The 20702-nt window shown below is 67.7% G+C and carries 23 protein-coding genes; 11 read left to right on the top strand and 12 right to left on the bottom strand.

Features of this window, described 5'->3' with window-relative positions; genetic code table 11:
* Window positions 1-2: 2 nt before the first annotated feature.
* The 8 genes from HQ308_RS11980 to HQ308_RS11945 form a co-directional block, all read right to left on the bottom strand.
* Entirely contained in the window at window positions 3-764 is a 762-nt protein-coding gene (locus HQ308_RS11980; protein ID WP_374198530.1) for an SDR family NAD(P)-dependent oxidoreductase, read from the bottom strand.
* Window positions 761-1963: an acyl-CoA dehydrogenase family protein gene (locus HQ308_RS11975; RefSeq protein WP_222646511.1), complete on the bottom strand. Its 1203-nt coding sequence runs from the start codon at window positions 1961-1963 to the stop codon at window positions 761-763. Before HQ308_RS11975 ends, HQ308_RS11980 begins: the two co-directional genes overlap by 4 nt.
* Window positions 1964-2015: 52 nt before the next feature.
* Entirely contained in the window at window positions 2016-2987 is a 972-nt protein-coding gene (locus HQ308_RS11970; protein ID WP_222646510.1) for a phosphotransferase family protein, read from the bottom strand.
* Window positions 2984-4192, bottom strand: a complete 1209-nt coding sequence (locus tag HQ308_RS11965) for an acyl-CoA dehydrogenase family protein (protein WP_222646509.1) — start codon at window positions 4190-4192, stop codon at window positions 2984-2986. The genes HQ308_RS11970 and HQ308_RS11965 overlap by 4 nt, the downstream gene beginning before the upstream one ends.
* Window positions 4193-4223: 31 nt before the next feature.
* Complete coding sequence (locus tag HQ308_RS11960; protein ID WP_027504433.1) at window positions 4224-5375, bottom strand: thiolase family protein; 1152 nt, start codon at window positions 5373-5375, stop codon at window positions 4224-4226.
* On the bottom strand, window positions 5372-5776 hold the full coding sequence (locus HQ308_RS11955) for a Zn-ribbon domain-containing OB-fold protein (RefSeq protein WP_042575770.1): 405 nt from the start codon (window positions 5774-5776) through the stop codon (window positions 5372-5374). The genes HQ308_RS11960 and HQ308_RS11955 overlap by 4 nt, the downstream gene beginning before the upstream one ends.
* Before the next feature lie 55 nt (window positions 5777-5831).
* Window positions 5832-6620, bottom strand: coding sequence for an enoyl-CoA hydratase/isomerase family protein (locus tag HQ308_RS11950; protein ID WP_027504435.1), 789 nt, complete (start codon window positions 6618-6620; stop codon window positions 5832-5834).
* 70 nt (window positions 6621-6690) lie between these two features.
* The gene (locus tag HQ308_RS11945; protein WP_222646508.1) at window positions 6691-7845 is read right to left on the bottom strand and encodes an acyl-CoA dehydrogenase family protein; all 1155 of its coding nucleotides are present in this window, start codon (window positions 7843-7845) and stop codon (window positions 6691-6693) included.
* Between the two features lie 86 nt (window positions 7846-7931).
* Here HQ308_RS11945 and HQ308_RS11940 point away from each other — a divergent pair, with 86 nt between their 5' ends.
* The 7 genes from HQ308_RS11940 (at window position 7932) to HQ308_RS11915 (ending at window position 14104) form a co-directional block, all read left to right on the top strand.
* On the top strand, window positions 7932-8330 hold the full coding sequence (locus tag HQ308_RS11940) for a nuclear transport factor 2 family protein (RefSeq protein WP_037184069.1): 399 nt from the start codon (window positions 7932-7934) through the stop codon (window positions 8328-8330).
* Entirely contained in the window at window positions 8327-8698 is a 372-nt protein-coding gene (locus tag HQ308_RS11935; protein ID WP_222646507.1) for a hypothetical protein, read from the top strand. The genes HQ308_RS11940 and HQ308_RS11935 overlap by 4 nt, the downstream gene beginning before the upstream one ends.
* Before the next feature lie 31 nt (window positions 8699-8729).
* Window positions 8730-9767 (top strand): ABC transporter substrate-binding protein, encoded by a 1038-nt coding sequence (locus HQ308_RS11930; protein ID WP_222646506.1) that lies wholly within the window; start codon window positions 8730-8732, stop codon window positions 9765-9767.
* Between the two features lie 49 nt (window positions 9768-9816).
* Complete coding sequence (locus HQ308_RS11925; RefSeq protein WP_222646505.1) at window positions 9817-11418, top strand: MFS transporter; 1602 nt, start codon at window positions 9817-9819, stop codon at window positions 11416-11418.
* Window positions 11419-11512: 94 nt separating this feature from the next.
* Window positions 11513-13336: an FAD-dependent oxidoreductase gene (locus HQ308_RS11920; protein WP_308115766.1), complete on the top strand. Its 1824-nt coding sequence runs from the start codon at window positions 11513-11515 to the stop codon at window positions 13334-13336.
* 7 nt (window positions 13337-13343) lie between these two features.
* Window positions 13344-13712 carry an alpha/beta hydrolase gene (locus tag HQ308_RS22605; protein WP_308115765.1) on the top strand — a complete coding sequence of 123 codons (369 nt, stop codon included), beginning with the start codon at window positions 13344-13346 and terminating at the stop codon, window positions 13710-13712.
* Window positions 13598-14104: an alpha/beta fold hydrolase gene (locus HQ308_RS11915; protein WP_308115764.1), complete on the top strand. Its 507-nt coding sequence runs from the start codon at window positions 13598-13600 to the stop codon at window positions 14102-14104. Before HQ308_RS22605 ends, HQ308_RS11915 begins: the two co-directional genes overlap by 115 nt.
* 24 nt (window positions 14105-14128) lie before the next feature.
* Here the strand turns inward: HQ308_RS11915 and HQ308_RS11910 are convergent, their stop codons facing one another.
* From HQ308_RS11910 to HQ308_RS11900, 3 genes are read right to left on the bottom strand one after another with little or no spacing between them, the layout of a single operon-like run.
* Window positions 14129-15163 (bottom strand): NADP-dependent oxidoreductase, encoded by a 1035-nt coding sequence (locus tag HQ308_RS11910; RefSeq protein WP_222646504.1) that lies wholly within the window; start codon window positions 15161-15163, stop codon window positions 14129-14131.
* Window positions 15160-15501 carry a helix-turn-helix domain-containing protein gene (locus tag HQ308_RS11905; RefSeq protein ID WP_204865980.1) on the bottom strand — a complete coding sequence of 114 codons (342 nt, stop codon included), beginning with the start codon at window positions 15499-15501 and terminating at the stop codon, window positions 15160-15162. The genes HQ308_RS11910 and HQ308_RS11905 overlap by 4 nt, the downstream gene beginning before the upstream one ends.
* Window positions 15498-16844, bottom strand: a complete 1347-nt coding sequence (locus tag HQ308_RS11900) for a DUF1254 domain-containing protein (RefSeq protein ID WP_222646503.1) — start codon at window positions 16842-16844, stop codon at window positions 15498-15500. The genes HQ308_RS11905 and HQ308_RS11900 overlap by 4 nt, the downstream gene beginning before the upstream one ends.
* An 82-nt stretch (window positions 16845-16926) precedes the next feature.
* On the opposite strand from HQ308_RS11900, the gene HQ308_RS11895 reads away from it, so the two are divergent.
* Together HQ308_RS11895 and HQ308_RS11890 are read left to right on the top strand one after the other, a co-directional pair.
* The gene (locus HQ308_RS11895) at window positions 16927-17301 is read left to right on the top strand and encodes a YidH family protein (RefSeq protein WP_222646502.1); all 375 of its coding nucleotides are present in this window, start codon (window positions 16927-16929) and stop codon (window positions 17299-17301) included.
* On the top strand, window positions 17298-17666 hold the full coding sequence (locus HQ308_RS11890) for a DUF202 domain-containing protein (RefSeq protein ID WP_222646501.1): 369 nt from the start codon (window positions 17298-17300) through the stop codon (window positions 17664-17666). The genes HQ308_RS11895 and HQ308_RS11890 overlap by 4 nt, the downstream gene beginning before the upstream one ends.
* 24 nt (window positions 17667-17690) lie before the next feature.
* Here the strand turns inward: HQ308_RS11890 and HQ308_RS11885 are convergent, their stop codons facing one another.
* Window positions 17691-18740 carry an ABC transporter substrate-binding protein gene (locus HQ308_RS11885; RefSeq protein ID WP_374198529.1) on the bottom strand — a complete coding sequence of 350 codons (1050 nt, stop codon included), beginning with the start codon at window positions 18738-18740 and terminating at the stop codon, window positions 17691-17693.
* Between the two features lie 108 nt (window positions 18741-18848).
* On the opposite strand from HQ308_RS11885, the gene HQ308_RS11880 reads away from it, so the two are divergent.
* The gene (locus tag HQ308_RS11880) at window positions 18849-20270 is read left to right on the top strand and encodes a DUF1254 domain-containing protein (protein ID WP_222646500.1); all 1422 of its coding nucleotides are present in this window, start codon (window positions 18849-18851) and stop codon (window positions 20268-20270) included.
* Between the two features lie 70 nt (window positions 20271-20340).
* On the top strand, window positions 20341-20702 hold a 362-nt coding region (locus HQ308_RS11875; RefSeq protein ID WP_222646499.1), incomplete at its 3' end, for an acyl-CoA dehydrogenase family protein.

Genomic DNA, 20702 nt, shown 5'->3' with positions numbered 1-20702 from the left:
CCTCAGTAGACCGCGGTGCGGCCGCCGTCGACGGGAATGATGGCACCCGTCGTGTATGACGAGGCGTCACTCGCGAGATGTACGACGAGACCGGCGATCTCCTCGGGGCGACCCAGACGTCCCGATGGCAGCCGGTCGACGATCTTGCCGACGAACTCGTCGTCCCAGTGCTCGGCCATGTCCGTGGCAAATCCCCCGGGCATCACGCAGTTCACTCGCACGTGCGGCGCATACTCCTGTGCGAACGCCATGGTCAGCGCATTGAGGCCGTTCTTGGCCGCGGCGTACATGGCTTCGGGCGGGCTCGGTCGAACAGCTCCGATGCTCGAGATGTTGATGATCGACCCGCGCCCGGCGGCCGCCATCCGCGCTCCGGCCACCGCCATCAGCCTGAACGGCCCCTTGAGATTGACCTCGATGGTCTTGTCCCACAGCCCTTCCCTCACTCCGACGAGATTCTCGGACAGCGGTGCGATGCCGGCGTTGTTGACCACGATGTCGAGCGAGCCGAACTCGTCGACGATGGCGTCGACCGCGGGCTCGATCTCGTCCCAGCGACCGACGTGCAGAGCGCGGGCGTGAGCGCTGCCCACCGTCGACGGTCCGAGTGAGGCGACTGCCTCCTCGCACGCCTCGAGTTTGCGGCTGGACACCACGACGGTGGCGCCCGCGTCGCGCAGTCCACGAGCGATGGCGAGGCCGAGTCCGCGGCTCGCGCCGGTCACGAGGGCCACTCTGCCGGTGAGGGAATGCATGTCGGTCATCGGTACTTCTTCGTCTCGAGGCGGGCGATGGTCCGGAGATGGACCTCGCTCGGTCCGTCTGCGATCTGTAGGGCGCGGGTGATGGCGTGCAGGCGGGCCAGGACGAAATCGTCGCTGACGCCGGCCGCTCCGAACGTCTGAACGGCTCGGTCGACCACCTTGTGCGCCACCTCCATCGCCGCGACCTTGATCGCGGCGACCTCGGAGCGCGCCGAGGCGTTACCGCGGGTGTCGATCATCCAGGACGACTTCAGGACCAACAGTCGGATCTGGTCGATCTCGATACGACTGCGTGCGATCCACTCACGCACGACACCGCGATCGGCGAGCGGGGCACCGAAGGCCACTCGGTCGAGCGAACGGCGGCACATCATCTCCAGAGCGCGCTCGGCCATGCCGACGGCGCGCATGGCGTAGTGCATCCGGCCGGGGCCGAGACGACCCTGCGCGATGGCGAAACCGTCGCCCTCAGCTCCCAGCATGTTCGAGGCCGGCACCCGGACATCGGTGAACTGGACGTCGCCGTGCCCGAGACGGTCGTGGAAACCGAACATCGGGAGATCGCGCAGGACCTCGATGCCGGGACTGTCGGCGGGAACCAGGATCATGCTCTGCTGACGGTAGGTCGGACCGTCCGGATCCGACTTGCCCATGAAGATGATGAGCTTGCAGTCCGGGTCGAGAACACCCGAGGTGTACCACTTTCGGCCGTTGAGCACGTACTCGTCACCGTCGCGCCGGATCGTCGAGGTGATGTTGGTGGCGTCCGAGCTGGCCACGGCCGGCTCGGTCATGGCGAACGCGGACCGGATCCGACAGTCGAGCAACGGCTCGAGCCAGTCCTTCTTCTGCTCCTCGGTACCGAACATGGCGAGGATCTCCATGTTGCCGGTGTCCGGGGCGGAGCAGTTGATGGCCTCGTTGCCGATGATCGAGCGCCCGACCACCTCGGCGAGAGGGGCGTACTCGAGGTTGGTGAGTCCGGCCCCGAGCCCGTCGTGCGTCATGAACAGGTTCCACAGTCCCTGCGAGCGCGCGGTCTCCTGCAGTTCGCGCATCACCGCCGGCTGCTCGTGCTTGTTCGTGTTCGCCGCGATCTGCGCGTCGTACACCTTCTCGGCGGGCAGAACATGGTCGGTCATGAATGTCTCGAGGGTCTCGAGCAGCGCGTCGGTACGAGCACTGTAGGAGAAGTCCACGGTTGGCCTCCTGGAGGACGGATCGGGCGAGTGGATACGAGGGCGAGGGAGCTCAGGCGAGCAGGGCGGTGCCGGTGTCGATCAGCCGAGAGATGGTGGCGGGCAGCTTCTCCTGGTCCGGATCGTGATGACGGCCCTCCCAGTGACGACGCAGGTTGTGCCCCATGATGGCGGCCATCTTGAGTCGCCCCAGGGCGTCGAACCACGGCAGATCGGGCAGGTCGCGTCCCGCACCGGCGTAGATCTCCACCAACTCGTCGGCGCTCGGCAGACCGGGGACGGACCGCCCGACACCGGGGAAGTTGTCGCCGTCGGCGAAGACGAGGAACCACCCCAGCTCGACACGGGGGTCGCCCACACTCCAGATCTCCCAGTCGATGAGCGCGACCGGCTCGGTACCGTCCGCGATCAGATTGCCCAGGCGATAGTCACCGTGCACCAGCGTCGACGAGACCGCATCCGGGACGCGGGCACCGAGAAGGCTCAGCAGTCTGTCTCCGCCCTCCACCAGTTCCGGTGGAACGGCGCCGAGCGTGCGAGCCCACCGGGCGAGTTCGTCACCCGGTGAGAGCGTGGGACCGGCGTCGGGCACAGCTCGGTGATCGACCGCGTGCAGCTCGGGCAGGACCGCCGCCGCACGCCGCATGCGCGCGGCCGCCAGCTCCGGGTCGACGGCCGGATCGTCCAGAACAGGCTCGAGCGACTCACCGCGGACGAATGTCATGGCGTACCAGGAGGGCTCGGTGTCATCGACCATCACGATCGTGGGCACCGGCACCGACGTACCCGCGAGTTCCCGCATGATGGTCGCCTGCCGCAGCATGTCGTGGCGCCCGACGGGGCGCTGCCCTGCGGGCACGGCCTTGACCACCAACTCGGCGTCGTCGGTCCGCACGCGGTAGGTCAGACCGGAGTGCCCGCCGAGGAGTGGATCGAAGCTGCGCAGCGATCCGAGGCCGCCGGCCTCCAGCTTCTCGGCGACGCGCTGCTGCAGTGCGGAGTGTGTCGTGTCGTCGGTGGTCACGGCCTCGGCTCTCGGGGAAGGCCGAGAACGCGCTCGGCGATGATGTTGTGTTGGATCTCGTCGGTGCCGCCGGCGATGCGGTATCCGGGCGCGCCCAGGACGTGTTCCGTCCAGGCGAACGTGCCCCATTCACCGGTGTCGGACACCAGATCGGAGCCCAGCATCCGGCGGACCGCCGCTGATGTTCGGGACATCGTGGTGGTCGCCAGCAGTTTGCCGACGGACGCCTCGGGGCCGGGATCGCGTCCGGAGACCACGACGCCGGCGACGCGCATGGCGGTGACGCGCTGAACATGGCTGTGCACAACGAGATCAGCAACCTGATCCAGCTCGATCTCGGTGAGGGGCCGACCCAGATTGCGCGCCAGTTCCACGGCCCGGTCGGCGTTCGCCAATCCGAGGTTGCCGCCATCGAGCCGTTCGGCCGCCAGCACGGTGAGAGCCACCTGCCATCCCTGTCCCTCCGGCCCGAGACGGTGCGCATCGGTCAGCCGCACGTTCTCGAGGTACACCTCGTTGAACGAGCTGCCGCCCGTCATCTGCCGAATGGGGCGGATGGTGACGCCCTCCGCGTCCATCGGGACCAGGAAGACGGTGAGACCTTTGTGCTTCGGGACCGAGGAATCGGTGCGGCACACCGCCACTCCGATGTCCGAGACGGTGGCTCCCGACGTCCAGACCTTGTGGCCGTTCAGCACCCACCCGTCGTCGTCACGGACTGCGCGCGTACGGACCGCAGCGAGGTCGGAACCGGCCTCGGTCTCCGAGAAGAGTTGGCAGGCCATGAGGTCGGTGCGCAGCATCGCGCGCACGTACGTTGCGCGCTGATCCGGCGTGCCCCATTTCTCGATCGTGGGTGCCACCAGTTGCTGTGTCACGGAGAACATCTCGGTGCGGCGCGGGACATCGAACCGGTCCTCCGCGCGGCGGAAGGCGAGTACGTGGGACAGCGGGAGATCTCGTCCACCGTATTCCGCGGGCCAGTCGAGCGGACCCCAGCCGGCGTCGAACTTCCGTCGTTCGTAGTCGCGGATGACGTCCGTGTGCCGGCGTTCCTCCTCGGGCGTCCAGTTCTCGAAGACGGCCACCGAGTCGGAGCCCTCGCCCCAAATCGTGCTGGTCCGCGGTGCGGCCACGCTGCTGAGCCACGCCGTCGCCTCGGCGGTGAATGCTCGGACGTCGGACGACACGGTGCTGGTACTCATGGACTGACCTCGCTGGTCGGATCGGACTGGTTCAGACGGACAGAACGGTGCAGGCGCTGATGCCCGGTGCCCCGTAGACATGGGTGAAGCCGATGGACGGCCCGCCCGGCACCTGACGATCGCCGGCCTCGCCGCGCAACTGGGTGACCACCTCGTGCACCTGGCGCAGACCGGAGGCGCCGATCGGTTCACCGTTCGCGATGCACCCACCGTCGGTGTTGACGGGTAGACGCCCGCCGATCTCGGTGGCTCCCTCGGCGATCCACTGCTCCTGCTCGCCGTGCTCGCAGAAGCCGCACTCGGCCATGTGCATGAGTTCGGCGCCGCTCTCGGTGTCCTGCAGCTGGGCCACGTCGACATCCGACGGGGAGATTCCGGCCTGTTCGAAGGCGGCCGCGGCAGCATCCGCGCTGACGCTGGTGGGCTCGCCGACGCCCTGGACGGACGGACTGAAGACCTCGAAAGAACCGAATCGCCGGGTTCGATGTGTGATGGCGCGCAACCGGATCGGCCGGCCCGTCAGACGCTCCGCCACCTCGGGAGAGGCCACGATCACCGCCGCACCGCCTTCGCCGGGCGAACAGAACATGTAGCGGGTGAGGGGATCGTTCACCATGTCCGCGGAGGCGATCGCCTCGGCCGACATGGGTTCGCGGCGCCACGCATTGGGATTGAGCGCGCCATTGCGGTAGGACTTCTCGGCGACGCGTGCGAGCGTGTCCGGGGTGATGCCGTGCTGGCGCATGTACCGGGAGATCTTCGCGCCGAAGAACTGCGTGGTCACCATGAGACCCGCCTCGCCGTACCCCTCGGACAGACCCCACTCCGCGGGCGTGGGATCGAAGGCACCGCGCGGGTGCTTGTCGAAGCCCACGGCCAGGCCGATCGACGCCGATCCCGCCCGTACGGCGTTGACCGCCGAGAACAGGGCGCTGCCGCCGGTGGCACAGCCGTTCCGCACGTTGGTGAACGGCAGTCCGGTGAAACCGAGCTCGCTGACGAGCGTGTCGGCGAGGCCGGCGGAGTCGCTGCCGCCGAACGCCACATCGACGTCCGGCCAGGCGATTCCCGCGTCGGCGAGCGCGGCGGTGATGGCCGAGACGGCCATCGCGCGGCCACTGACACCGGGTTGGCGTCCGAACTTCGACAACCCGACTCCGACGATGACCACGGACTCGCTCATGCGGTATCTCCCACTGTGCTCGGTGCAGACGACGGACCGGCCTCGACGACCTCGAACCGGGGAACCGGGACGACGGCCGTGAGGTGGACGAGGGCTCCGTGCAGGTCGTCGACGTTCTCGGTGTCGAGAATCGCCTCGATCCGGATGCCTTCGCTCAACTCGACCCAGCCGACCGCGAACGGGGTGAACCCGCCCACGGGTGGCACGTACGGCGGCGACTTGGGCGGGAAGCGCTGCACCGTGTGGGCCCACACGGTGCCCGACGTACTCAGGTCGACGGGTTCTGCCGTGGGCGTGACGCACCGGGAGCAGAGAGTCGACGCGGGGAACGCGACCGTGCCGCACACGGTGCATCGGCTGCCCTGCAGCACGACCCGCTGCGCCTCGAGACTGTTCGTCATCGTGTTCCTTCCGCTCCCCGCCGACCGTCGTTCGTCCGTCGTGTCTCGCCGAGGGTCAGCGACCGACCCACTTCGGCTCACGCTTCTCGAGGAACGCGGTGACGCCTTCTCGTCCGTCCTCGGACTGCAGGGCGTTGCCCACGGCGAGATGCTCCATGACCATGAGGGACTGGATGTCCGCGTCGAGGCCGCGGTCGATCGTCATCTTGGTCAGCTTCATCATGAACGGGCTCTTGTCGGTGAGCTGCGCGATGAACTCCTCGACGGTCTTGTCCAGCTCGGCGGCCGGCGCGGACGCGTTGATGAGATCGAAGTCGGCAGCCTCGACACCGGAGAGCAGCTTGCCGGTCAGCATCAGTTCCTTCGTCTTGCGGATACCGATCATGCGCGGCAGGCGGTAGATGGGGCCTGCGCCGCCGAACAGTGCACGGCGGATGTGGAAGTCGCCGATCTTGGCGTCGTCGTCGGCGATGGCGAAGTCGCAGGAGATCATGAGCTCGAACCCACCGGCGGTGACGTAGCCCTCGAGGACTGCGACGGACGGAGTGTTCATGGAATACAGGCGATCGCAGACCTTGGCCGAGAGCACGGCCACGTCCATGGCGTTGGTACTGCCGACGTAGTCGGACAGCAGGATGTCGAGGTCGAACCCCGAGCAGAAGGTGTTGTTCACACCGCGCAGGACCAGGACCTTGAGGTTCGGGTCGGCGTCGACCTCGGCGATGATCTCGTCGAGTCGGTACAGCAGCTCCGGAGTCACCGCGTTCTTCTTGTGCGGGCGGTTGAGCCAGACGCGAGCGACGTCGCCGTCCTTCTCGAGCAGGATGTGGTCGGTGTCGATCATGGGATCTCCTTGGGCTGCGTCACGATTTGAACTGGATTCACTTCAGTTTTACGGCATGGGGTCGAGCGCGTCAACCCTCGACTCGAACCGGGTTCAGCCCGATGAGGTCTGCGATGCGGCGGCGGTGGTACACCGCATCGCCGAGCAGCGCCTCGTCACCGGTAGCTCGGCGAAAGTATCTGTGCGCCTGGTGCTCCCACGTGAAGCCGACGCCACCGTGCAGCTGCACAGCCTCGGCGACCGACTCGGACGCGACCTCCGTGCACACGGCGCCGGCGATCGCGACCGCGAGCGCGGCACGGTCCGGGGAGCTGTCGTGGAGCGCAGCAGCGAAGCGGGATGCCGATCGCGCTCGTTCGAGAGAGAGGAGCAGGTCGGCGAGTCGGTGTTTCACGGCCTGGAAGGAGCCGACGGGCCGACCGAACTGCTGCCTGGTGGTGACGTACTCGACGGTCATCTCCAGCATGCGATCGGCGATTCCCGTGTGCTCGCTCGCCAGCCCGATCGTCGCTCGCGCTGTCAGGTCGTCGAGAGCGGAGGCCGTGTCCGCCACCTCGGTGAGCACGGACGCCGCTGCCGAGTCGAGGTGCACGTCGGCGCGCGGCCGCGTCGGGTCGATGACCGTCCGCGGGACGGCGCGCACCGCGTCGGAGAGGGGTACGGCGAACACTCGGGCGCCGTCCGCCGTGTGCGCCCCGACCACGACGACATCGGCCGACGCACCGTGAACGATGTCGGTCGCGACACCGCTCAGACGCCATCCGTCTGCCGCGTGGTCGGCCGTGATCACCTGCGTGGCCGCTCGTCGCGTCTGCGACACGGGCAGGTGCACCGCGACGCGGAGTTCACCGGCGAGGGCACCGGACAGCAACTCGTCCACAGTTCCGGCCGGAGCTCGGAGCAGCGCGTGCACGCCGACACCGGCCGCGAACAGCACCGGTTCCGACACGAGCGCTCGGCCGCACTCCTCCAGGACCACGGCCATGTCCGTCATCCCGTACCCGAGGCCGCCACGATCCTCGGGAACGGACAGCATGGTCACGGCCATGTCGTCCACGAGTGTCCGCCACAGTGCCGTCGGGCCCCCCTCGTCTCGCCCACGGTGCCGCGCCAGTACTGCGCGCATCGCGGACCGGAGATCGGCCTGCTCCGGCCCGGGAATCAGGCCCGCGGGCTCCGCCTCCGGCCAGGGTGAGTAGGTGACGTCGTCGATCGCTGCAGACATAACACTCCTGAGTCGAGTTCAGTTCTGTTTCGAGAGTATCGGCGAAATGGGTGACGTGCGGACTTTTCTTGAACTAAGTTCGGTTCATGCTTCGAATCGAGTCCTACTACGCCACCCTCGACAGCGGTGAGCTCGAGCAGGCGACCGACATGCTGGCGGAGAGCGTCTCCTTCGTGATGATCGTCCCGACGGGAGCCCGAGCCGGCACCGGTCGCGCCGCGATGCTCGACTACCTCACCGGACGTCCCCCTGTCGGCCGGCAGCATCGACTGCTGCGACGCGCACAGGACGGCGACGTCCAGTTCGCCCAGGGAGCCGTCACCGAGCACGGCGATGTCGTGACGGGATATTTCGTCGCGGCGATGCACCTCGACGAGAACGGACTGATCGACCGCTACCAGGTGTCGTTCGATCCCGACCACGCACTGGTGCCGTGGGCCGGTTCCGACGCGCCCTCGACCGACCCGACAGGAGCACGACGATGACGACCGATGCGACAGCAGTCCTGCGAACATGGTTCTCGTACATGGACTCCGAAGATCCCGACCGGGTGCTGACCATGATCACGGACGACTTCCGGATGTCCGTGCAGTTCTCCCGTGGGGAGGGAGCGTCCGCCGAATTCGTCGGCGACAGAGAGGGACTCGTCCTCTACCTCGCCCAGCGTGAGAAGAGCACCCTCGTCCATCACATCGACGTCGGATCCCGGGTGGGCGACGTGGAACTCGTACTGGGGCGGACCACGCGAGACGGCGACTTCGAGGCGTCCTTCAACGCGAGCGCATCGGTCGACGCGGCCGGCTCGATACGCCGGTTGCTCATCTGCCGGACACCCGAACTCGCATTCGACTGACGCCGTCGACCACAACTGACAGGAGACCCTCATGACCACGTGGTGTCGTACGCTCGCGGCGCTGACATCGGCAGCCGCAGTCGGGTTGTCGGCGGCCTGCAGCGGTGGGGCGACAGCGTCCGGACCGGTGTCGGGCACGTGGGACGACGTGGTCGCCGCGGCGAAGGACGAGGGATCCGTCTACCTGTACTCGTCGCAGCACCCCGACAACCTCGCCTCGGTGAAAGCCGGATTCGAAGCGACGTATCCGGGCATCACGGTGGAGTTCACGCGAGGTTCCGACGTCGAGCTGAACCCCCGCGTGGACGCGGAGCACAAGTCCGGGCGCGGGATCGGCGACGTCCACATGACCACCGACCCCGCGTGGATCCGCGCGGCCGCCGACTCGGGCGAGTACTCGGTGAACGTCGTCGGCCCCTCGTTCGACAACCCCGACTACGGTCGAGACACCAGCGTGGTGAACGACAAGCTCTTCCTCACCAGCGCGGCCGTTCTGGGGCTCGGCTGGAACACCACGGCACTGCCGGACGGTCTCGACAGTCCGGAGGATCTCCTGGCTCCCGAACTGCGGGGACGTGTCGGCGTCGTCAATCCTGCGGGCTTCGCCGCCGTGACCGATCAGTTCCGGTTCTTCGACCGCAACTGGTCACCCGACTACACCGACGAACTCGCGCAGAACGAGCCACGTGTCTATCCCGGTGTTCTGGCCGTCGCACAGGGCCTCGGGTCCGGAGAGATCATCGCCACGCCGATGGTCCAACCCCTCGTGCGCGAGCAGGAGGCAGGCGCACCCGTCGGGTGGTTCAGGCCGGACCCGGCGTGGGGCGCCCCCTACTACTCCCATGTTCTCGCGTCCGCACCGCACCCGAATGCAGCGCAACTTCTCGCCGACTTCCTCGTCTCCCCCGAGGGCCAGCAGGCGTTGTCGAAGGGGTACGCGAGTGTGCTGCCGAACATCCCGGAGTCGGTCGGACGCGCACAGGACATCGCACTGACCGACCCCGCGGACCTCGACCCCGCAGCGGTCACCGAGTACCAGGCGGAGTGGGAACAGCGTTTCATCCGGTGACGTCGGGCTTCATCCGGTGATGCCGGCGGGCGGCGAAGGGGCACAGGCCATGACACGACCACCGACCGTCACACTCCTGACGCCGTTGCGTGTGCGCCGATTACGCATGATGTTGGGTTTCGAACTCGGCGCCGCCATCGGCATCTGGATCCTGGTTCTGGCGGTCCAGTGGACCCTGACCCGAGCAGGAGAATCCGCGTTCGCAGTGTCGGGCGTCCAGTTCGCCGCCAGCCTGCCCTTCTTTCTGCTCTCCCTCCCCCTCGGCGCGATAGCGGAGCACGCCGGCCATCGAACTCTGCTGACCGGCACGGCGATCGGTCTGTTGGTCACGTCGGCAGTGCTCACGGTGCTCCAGGTCCTCGACCTCGCGACGATGCCGGTTCTGATGGCGGCCGTGTTCCTGTCGGGGTGCGGTCTGGCGTCGGTGGCGATCGTCTGGCAATCGCTGCTGCCGACGCTGGCGACCCGCGAGATGATGACCGTCGTGCCCGCGATCGACGGCGCCATCTTCAACGGTGCACGCGCCATCGGTCCGGTACTCGGCGGGGCACTCCTGGCCGCATGGGGCGCCACCTCGACCTTCGCTCTCGTCACGGTCGTGTTCGCGATCTGCGTCGTCCTGGCGGCCGGTCAGATCCCGCCTCGGTCCGGGCGAGTTCCCAGGACCGAGTCGGTTCTCGAATCGGTGGCGACGAGTCTGCGGTTCATCCGTCATTCGCGATGGACGCGGAGACTGTTGTTCCGTGTCGTGATGTTCGGCCTGCCGGCGAGCTGCCTGTGGGCTCTGCTGCCGCTCGTGGCGTACGAGATGCTCCACGTGACGACGTTCGAGTTCGGAGTGTTGTCCGGGGCGATCGGTGTCGGCGCGGTGGCGGGCACCATCGCCTCGATGCCGCTGCGACGACGCCTGAGCTGGAACGTGTTCGCGGCCCTGGGTTCTGCCGCGTACGCACTGGTTCTGCTCGGTCTCGCCGTCGTGCCGTGGATGCCGGTCGTGTTCGCTCTACTGGTGATGGTCGGCGCGGCCTGGGTGGGCGTGCAGAGCACGTGGATGATCGCGACGCACGCGGTCGTGCCACCGTGGATCAAGGCCCGAGTCATCGCCGTCGTGATGCTGACGTTCCAGGGCAGCCAAGCGGTCGGCGCCCTCTTGTGGGGGTTCCTCGCCGACACGATGGGGCTCGTCTCCGCTGTCGCACTCTCCGCCGTCGCGATGTCGGTGTCGTCGATCGGACTGCTGCGCCGAGGCATTCTGCCCAGCGACTCCATCGCGCCCGACCCGTCCGGTGCCGCCGGACCGCCGGAACTCGAACCGGGTCATCGTGGCGCGACGATCGTCGTCGAGACGACGTACGTGGTCCGTCCGCAGCGGGCGGACCACTTCGTCCACGCCATGACTCGTCTGAGGTCGTCGCGCCTGCGCCTCGGCGCATCGCGATGGGCGCTGACCAGGGTGAGCGACTCCGCCTCGACGTACGTCGAGTTCTGCACCTTCCGGAACTGGGCCGAGTACTCCGCCCAGGAGACCGTGCGTCTCACAGTTCCGGAACGGCTCGTCCGAACCGACCTCGCGCTCGACCTGGCGGAGGAACCGCGTGTTCGAGTCCTCGTCCGCCCCAGAACACCCGCCGACAGAACCGAGTCCGCATGAACGACCACTTTCCCCACCTCTTCTCACCGATCCGGATCGGCGGACTCACGCTGAAGAACCGACTGGTCGCGCTCCCGGCGGGCACGTCGACGGTGTGCCCACCCACGGGGACACCGAGCACGTCGAGCGTCTGGCCGCGGGTGGAGTGGGCTTGATCATCGGGGGTGCCACGGTCGTGCACCCGACGACGACGCTGCGATCGCGCAAGCTGATCGAGGCCTACCGGGTCGAGGTCATTCCGAGCACAGCGGCCAAAGTGTCTGCGGCGCATCGACACGACGCACGATTCATCGGCCAACTCTGCCATCTCGGACGTGAATTCATCGGCGGCGAATCGGATGCGCCGCCCTCCGCGCCCTCGGCGATCAAGACCGCGCGCGACGCCTACCCACCCCACGAACTGTCGGTCGCGGAGATCGAGGACATCGTCGAGGGATGGCGCACCTCGACGCGAAACCTGGTGCGAGCAGGCGTCGACGGGGTGGAGCTCCATGCTGCGCACGGGTACCTCCCCGCTCAGTTCATGTCCCCGCTCACGAACCGACGGACGGACGATTTCGGCGGCTCGTTCGACGGCCGAATGCGCTTCACCCGTATGGTGATCGAGGCGATGCGGTCGGAGATGCCCGCGGGGCTCGTGCTCGGAGTGAGGTTGAGCGGGGAGGAGGAGATCCCCGGCGGAATGACGATCGACGACTGCGTTCGTATCGCCGAGAACGTGGCCGCGGTCGGCGTCGACTACTTCAGCATCACCCACGGCACCCGCGGGAAGTACGTCAAGGATTCCACCGGCGCGGACGCGGTCGCGATCCCGTCGGCTGCGAGGGTCCGATCTGCGACCGGGACACCGACTCTCGTCGGACAGCGAATACGCGATGCGGGCGTTGCGGACCACGCCATCAAGACCGGACAGGTGGACATGGTCGGCATGGCACGGGCGCTGATAGCGGACCCCGAACTGCCGAACAAGTCCCGAACCGGTCGCCTCGACGAGATACGCGGTTGCCTCGGCGTCAACCAGGACTGCAGGGCCTTCGACCCGCATCTGCACTGCGCGGTCAATGCCGAGATCGGGCGCGGTCGACACGTCGACGTCGGTCGACGAGCCCGCGCGACGAAGGACGTCATCGTGATCGGCGGCGGCCCCGCCGGCCTGGAAGCCGCTCGCGTGGCCGCAGGGAGGGGCCACCGCGTCACCGTGTTCGAGAAGAGCAGTGCCCTCGGAGGATCCGTACGCGTCGCTGCCTCGGCGCCCCATCGCGCGACGCTCATCGACATCGTCGACTATCTGGAACGTGAGATGCGTCGGCTGAAGGTCGAGGTTCACCTGTCGGCCGGAATCGGCGAGGACGACCTGGACGAGATTCGCTCCGCGTCGGACCACATCGTGGTGGCGACAGGATCGCGTCCCGCGGACGTGACCCCGTCCCTCCGGACGCGGACCGCCTACAGCGTCGACGACGTTCTGCTCGGCCGCGTATCGAGCGATGCGGGCAGGGTGGTGGTGTTCGACGACGGTGACGGCTTCTGGCCGGCGTACAGCGCAGCCGAAGCACTCGTGCAGCGTGGCTGGGAGGTCACCGTGGCCACGACGCTCACGGCTCTCGCGTCCCGAATCCCCACCGAGAGTGCAGGACCGCTGCTCGATCGACTGGGTGACGCAGGGGTCGACGTCAAGGTCGCGCATGCCCTTCACGTTCCCGACGACCCGGCAGATCCGGTGACCTTGCGCCCGATCTTCGGGGCCGGCGACCTGCCCTACGAGGACGCCGCCATCGTGTGGCACCAGCCGCGAGTGGCACTGTCGTCGTTCGGACTGGACTCGAGCTCCACCGTCAGCGTCATCGGAGATTGCGTCACACCACGGCGCATCGGTCACGCGATCGCAGAGGGATATCGAACAGGCGCAGAACTCTAGAATCCCGATGCCGCTGAACCGCAGCAGCGGCACATCACGAAAGAAGTGGAGACACATCATGTCGTTCGTACTCGTGCACGGTGCCGGAATGGGCGCGTCGTGTTGGGACCGCCTCGTACCGCGTTTGACCGGTCGCGTGGTCGCGGTCGACCTTCCCGGCCGCGGTGAACGCGCAGACATCGACCTGCGCACCGTCACCCTGGAGGACTGCGCCGACGCAATCGTTGCGGACGTGGAGAGAATGTCACCGACATCGTGCTGGTGGCCCACTCGTTCGCCGGAGTGTCGGTCCCGCGCGTTCTCGACAGGCTGCAGGACCGTGTCCGGCACGTGGTCTTCCTGGCCGCGGTGGTCCCGCCGGACGGAACGGCGGTGATCGACGGGATCGATCCTGCGGTTCGCGACATCGTGAAGGCGTCCATCGTGGACGGCAGATACGTCCAGGGCCCCGAGGGGGCACAGGCCATGTTGTGCAACGACATGGACGACGAGCAGACCGCGTGGACTCTCGAGCAGCTCGTCGACGACTCCGGCGCGCTGCTCACCGAGACCGTCGATCTCTCCGGCCTCCGGGTCGACGTCCCCCGCACCTACATCCGGACGGCGAGGGACACGTGCTACCCGCCGGAACTGCAGGAAGCCTCGTCCGCACTGGTCCGCGCCGGAGCCGGGTCGGGGCACGTCGTGCACATGGACTCCGGACACATGCCGATGATCAGCGCCCCCGACCGCCTCGCAACGCTGCTCGACTCCCTCTCCGCCGACTGAGTTCCGACGGTGACGCCCGCGAGGTCATCCCAGTCGGACGAGCGTCTTACCTATGTTCTCCCCTGCCAGCATCGAGACCAGTGCGGCCGGGGCCGAATCGAGCCCGTCAAACACCCATTCGTCGTACCCGAGACGGGCCGCGTCGATGAGGGAGGTGATCTCCGCGCGCATGTCGGCTTCGAGGTGCAGGAACGATCCGGCCCGGTACCCCCGCATCGACAGATTCTTCGACACGAACTGGAACAGGTTGCCGGGAAGACTCGGCGCGTCGGCCGCGTCGTACTGGGACATCTGGCCGCACATCGCGATACGTCCGTTCGGTCGGAGTGCGTCGATCGCTGCAGTCAGGTGATCACCGCCGACACAGTCGAAGTACGCGTCGATGCCGTCCGGCGCCGCGGCGGCCACCGCCGCGGGCAGAGATTCGTGATGATCGAAGGCGTCCGCCAGGCCGGACGCTCGCAGATGGGCCACCTTGGCCGCGGACCCTGCCGATCCGATGACGGTGGCCCCTCGTGCCACCGCGAGTCCCGCCGCGAGCCCACCGACCGCACCGGCAGCGGACGACACCCACACCGTGTCCGCGGGCCCCACGTCGAGGATGCCGATCATCCCCGCGTACGCGGTGAGACCGGAACTGCCCAGGGGCCCGAGGAACCACTGTTCGGGCAGACCGCCCGGACGGACGACGGTGGGTGACCCGTAGCCACCGATCGTCGCGGTGTCGGCCGAGATGAGGGCGTGCTCACGGAAACCCAGTGTGTGAGTGACGATGTCACCGACAGCGAAAGCGGAGCTCTCCGACTGTTCGACGACGCCGAGAGCGAGACCTCCCAGTGCCTGCCCCGGCGCGAAGGGCGGGAGATAGCCTCCCGGCGTCTGCCTCGACAGCCGGATTCGGATCGACGGATCGATCGAGAGCCACGTGTTGCGGACGAGCACGTCGCCGGAACGGAGCACGGGCACCGGGGCCGCCACCACCTCGAGGTCACCACTCGTCAGTGCGCCGTTCGGCCACGAGCGCAACACGACATGACGGGTCGAGGTCACCTCGGTCATGCCGCACCTACCGCGCTCGGGGTCATCCCGGTCCACCGCCGGAAGGCGCGCCGGAACGCCCGTGGTTCCGAGTAGCCCAATCGGGCCGACACGATGTCCAGGGCCTCGCCGCGCCGAAGCGCCTCCACCGCGCGGGCGGCGTCGTGTCGAGCACGCAGAGCACCCAGAGTGGTCGACTCACCGGCGAGCAGGCGCCGTAGGTGCGGCTCGCTGATGTGGAGAGCGCGGGCCACCGCGGTGTTGCTCGGTAGGGGGCCACCGACCCGAGACGCGAACTCGCACAGCACCCGTCGAGACACCGGCCCGAGTTCCGTCGCTCCGGATCGCGTGTCGGTCATCGGTGACCCACAGTCGTCGACGACCCGCCGGACATCCGCCGAACGACCGGCGGGCTCCACCCCCTGTCCGAGGGCCCGTACAGCCGCAGCATCAACCGGAAGTCCCCGGACGGCGTCGGGAGCCAGTTGCCCGCCCCCTCCGCGGGGGCTGTCGTCGCGAGTCGAACGACCAACGATCCGTCGTCCGCCATCGTCAGGCCGGGCGTGCGGTCGGTGATCGCATATCGGTCGATCGCGTTCTGACACAACAGTCCTCGCTTGTGGTAGACGGTGAGAGACCAGAAGAAGCGCGCCGGAGGCATCCGGTCGGCCGCGAAGGTGATGTCGTAGGAGTGCTCACCCGAGAGCTGGTGTCCGCCCTCGTCCACCTCGCACACCGGGTACAGCGCCTCGTCCGCGGGGTTGACGTAGATCTGAGACAACGCGACGGCCGCGCGCAGAAGATGGTCGTCGCCGAAATCCGTACCGAGTTCGTTGACCGACCAGCCGTTCGTCGTTCGACCCAGTGACCCCACCCGGTCGGCGATCGCGTCCAGGCCGTCGGACAACCCTGCTGCGAACTGCGAACGTGCTCGGGTGGACTGCTCCCCCGTGTGCAACGCTCCGCGCAGTCGCGCCATGCTCTCGCGGACCACGGGTGGCACGTCGGCCGTCGCGACACCGGCGACGGCGTGGTCCAGAGAGTCGAGAAAACCCTCGGGATCGCGTAGCTCGTCGTCCCGTTCGCGAAGGACGAGTGCGCGGGTGGCTGCGTCACCCGCAGGTCCGGGCGCAGGCGGCCCGTCCAGCACGATGGAGTCCTGCAACGCGATCACCCGCCGGAGATCCTCGGCATCGTCCGGTCGCACCAGGATGCGAACAGCAACCATGACGTGACGCGTGCGGCAGGCCACCAGTAGTTCGTCGTCCGCCGTGACCACCTCGCTGCCCGCGCGAGCGATACGCAGTGTCGGCAATCGGCTCCCGTGGGTCCGCTGACCCTGTACGGCGATGGTCGTCGAGTCCGCCTCGCCGATCTGGACGCTGTAGTAGCGGTCACCGAGATCGGGCATCCGTAACGCGACCGACCCGGCGTCGAGGTCGACGAAGGCCAGTGAGTACAGCGTGTCCACGTTGGGAGCCACTCCCGCGGTGAGAGTGGGATCGGACAGTCGGCGCTGATGCCCCATCGTGTTCAGCGCGGCGCCCGCGGAGGTGAGCGGTCGGTCGACGTGGGGCTCGAGCGGGGATGTGAATCGGAGACGCAGTCGCTGAGCGAAGACGAGGGGGAATCCCCAGATCTGGAGTGCGCGCGCGTCGCGGAACCACTCGTCGACATCGGCCGTGCTGTCACATACGGTCACCTGTCGACCATAACTGAAGTGAGTTCGATAAGGCTAGAAGAACAGTAGCGCCATCGCAGACCCTCGAGTGTCAGGAGAATCCATGCCCCGGGACAACGTGGACGATCGCCGACGCCCGCGTCGGGTGTACTCCGTCGGCGCCGAACCGGACGCACGGTTCAGCTTGGCGAACGAGCGAACGTATCTCGCGTGGATTCGAACATCGTTGGCGCTCATGGCTGCCGGTGTCGCGCTCGACGTGTTCGACGTCGGCGGGAACACGACGCCGGCTCGCATCGCATCCGTGCTCCTCATCGGCTGCTCCGCCGTTCTGCCGCTGCACGCGTGGTGGGCCTGGGGCGCAGTCGAATCGAGCCTGCGCCGAAATCGACCGCTTCCGTCCCCTCGTGTCGGAGCACCCCTGGCCATCCTGCTGGCGGTGGCCGCAGCGCTGGTCGTCTGGTCGGTCTTCTCGTGACGGGACCACCCGAGGGAAGGCCTGCGGGCGCACTCGGGGACGGTGGTCTCCAGGTCGAACGGACGGCGCTCGCCTGGCGGCGCACCGAGTGCTCGGTGGCGGTGTGCGCCCTGGTGGGTCTGCGCCTGGCCACCCACCAGGGTGACGTACCGACCGCTGTAGCCGCCGGCGTCGTACTGACCGGCGCCGTCGCTGCGCTCGTCGTCGACATCGTCCGGATACGGAAGCGCAGGCGCGCGGACGCCGGCCCGGACGCGCCGCAAGGAATCCCGGCGCGCGCTCATGTACTGGCAGTCCTCACTGCGAGCCTCGGCATCCTGGCACTGATCGTGGCCCGCACCGTGACGTTCGGCCCCGGGTACTGAGCCCGGGGCCGTTCCGTGCCTCGGTCAGCCCTGGAACTTCTGCTCCCACTCACGCGATTCCCGCTCGATGAACTTGGGAGTGAGTTGTGTCGGATCGGGCCCGGCGATGTCATGGGCGTCGGCGGTCGCGCCGTCGATACCGGGCAGCGCAGTCGCGACCCCGATCGCCTGCGCCCGTTGCCCTTCGGGGCTGACCAGGAAGTCGGCCAGAACCTGCGCAGCGTTGGGATGAGGCGCGACCGACGTAACGTGACCGTAGAACGGTGTTCCCCACGACGGCGTCGGGAGCGCCCAGTTCACCGGAGCTCCGGACGCGACCTCCTGCACGAGAGGCTGGACCATGGGGGAGACGACGACCTCACCGGAGGTGAGTGCCTGCGCGACCCCCAGCGAGCTCGGGTAGATACGAGGCTGCTGCTCGGCGAGCTGGTCCACGAAATCGTCGCCGAAGTTCTCGCGGTAGAAGCGGTAGAGATCCACGTAGGACGCGATGCCGACAGGGTTGACCACGCCCACCTTGCCTCGGTACTCGGGGCGCAACACATCGCGCGGATCGGTGAGTCCGGCCGGCACGGTTCCCGTGTTCCACCCCATGCCGAAGGTGGCGGCGACGTCGAGGAAGAACCTGTCGTTCTTGACGCTGCGGTCCCGTCCGTAGTCCGGATCGTCGAACGCGTCGCCCTTCAGAGACTGGGAGTACGCGCCGGACTCCGCCGCCGACGCGATCCATGCCGTGTCCGTGACCACGTGTACGTCCGCCGTGCCCTTACCGGTCTTGTTCTCGGTCTCGACACGAGGATTCAGATCCGCGTCCGTTCCGCGGACGAAGTCGAGAGTGATCTCGGGATAGGTCTCGCTCCACGCGCGCTTCACGCTGTCGAGGATCGTGGTGTTCTGGCTCGAGTAGAGCATCACCGATCCCTCCGACTTCGCGGCGGCGACCACGTCGTCCCAGCTCCCCTCCACGGCGGCGGTGCCACCTCCTCCGCCGCTCCCGCACGCCGTCATCGCCAGAGCCATCACCCCGACCGCAGCGATCGTCCTCATCCGCGCCGATCCACCGAGAAAACCCATGTTCATCTCCTTTGTTGAACTGACATCAGTTCACCAAGTAGTGTGATCTGTGTCAAGAGTGGAGGCACGACCACGTGCACGTCACTCCACCGGCCGAAGGAGCATCGGATGACGCGAACACGAAAAGCCGACCCCGCGATCGGCCCGACGTCGTACGACCCCACTCGCCTCGACCAGTTCCAGGAGTCGGCGGCCGACGACGTCCGGCCGGTCGGAACCGACGAGACCCTCACGCTCGCGTCCGTGCTCGCCCAGCAGGCCGTGCTCTACGGCATGCCGGCCGTCCTCCAGTACGCGAGCATGTGCACGCAGTGCGCGCCGGTCTCCGACGGTGCGCCCTGGACGCTGAACACGCTGGAGCACGAAAGAAGCCTGGCACGTTCGGACTTCCGGCATTTCCGCGTTCCGAACGTCGACACGGTGTATTCCAATGCCTGGCTGGACCTGACCGAGGGGCCGGTGACCATCGACCTGCCGGAATTCGGCAGCAGGTACTACACCCTCGAGTTCGTCGACGCCCACAGCAACGTGAGCAACGTCAGTGCGCGCACGTATCCGGACGGCCCGCGGACGATCGTGGTCACCGCGCCCGGCCAGGACGGCACCGCGACCGCACTGCCGTCCGACGCCGTCGTCTTCGACGTGCCCACCCTCCTGATGTGGATACTCATGCGCATTCAGGTGCACAGCGGCCCCGACGACATCGACACGGTGCGGGCGCTGCAGGACTCGGTGGTCATCACCGGTCCGGCTCCTCGACCCCGCCCGTGGCCCGTTCTGCACCGCGAGGACGTGGAGTCGTCCGCGGCCGCTTTCCTGACGGCCCTCGACACCGTGGTGGCCGTCAACGGTGTCCCCGTGCAGGACCTGTCGCACGTGCATCAGTTCCGACAGCTGAACGTCGGCCCCGGCACACCGGACGTCGGCGATCTCGACGAGGTGATGTCTCGAGGCGCCGACATCGGCTTCACCCGCGCGATGGCCCTTCTCGACTCGTCGCGATCCCGCCTGGGACGACGCACGGCGTCCGGGTGGACCCGTGTGCTCGACAAGGGCGCACACGGACACAATTTCGTGGCACGCGCCGTCATGAACTTCGTCGGGCTCGGAGCCAATGCCGTCGAGGAGAACTGCTCGTACAACACGTACGTGAACTCGGACGGGAACGCTCTGACCGGCTCCGACGGGCACACCTACGATATCGAGTTCTCCGAACCACCACCGGCAGAGGCATTCTGGAGCGTCACCCTCTACGACGCCGAGACCGGGTGGCTGTACGAGGCGCCCGGCGACGTGTTCTCCGTCCGGTCGATCACCTCGCCGGACGGCAGGGTGTCCAATCCCTCACGGATCGTGATCGGCCACGGACGACCCGATGGTCACGACGATGCGCGATCCTGGCTTCCCGCTCCGGCGCGTCCGTTCTTCCTCGTACTACGCATGTATCGACCCCACGAGGACGCGCTGACCGAGCGATGGTCGCCGCCACCGGTGCACCTCGCGGACAAGCCGTCGCCGACGACCGCGTGATCGACGAACCACGTCACCGCACGACGATCCACCGGGCGAACGCTCGTGGAACAAGGAAGAGGGAACCAGCATGGCCATCGATCTGACCTACGACCCCGTCGTTCGCGAGTGGATCGAGCGCACTCGCACGTTCACCCGCGAGCACGTCCTGCCCATCGAGGACAAATTCCTCGGTGACGTGACCGCCGCCGGCGGCGACGACCTGCGCCGAGAGTTGCAGGCAGCGGCGAAGGACGCGGCGGTGTTCGCCCCCCACGCGCCCCGCGAGTACGGCGGCGGCGGACTGTCCATGAGCGACCGCGCCCCCGTGTTCGAGGAAGCGGGCTACTCCCTCTTCGGACCGATCGCGACGAACATCGGCGCCCCCGACGAGGGCAACGTCCACCTCCTCGCCCACGTCGCCTCCCCCGCCCAGAAGGAACAGTTCCTCGC

The sequence above is a fragment of the Rhodococcus sp. BP-241 genome, from assembly GCF_019836145.1.
In the GTDB taxonomy this organism is placed as follows: Bacteria; Actinomycetota; Actinomycetes; order Mycobacteriales; family Mycobacteriaceae; genus Rhodococcoides.
Note: the sequence above shows the minus strand (reverse complement) of the source record. Positions and strands in the feature narration are given on the sequence as shown.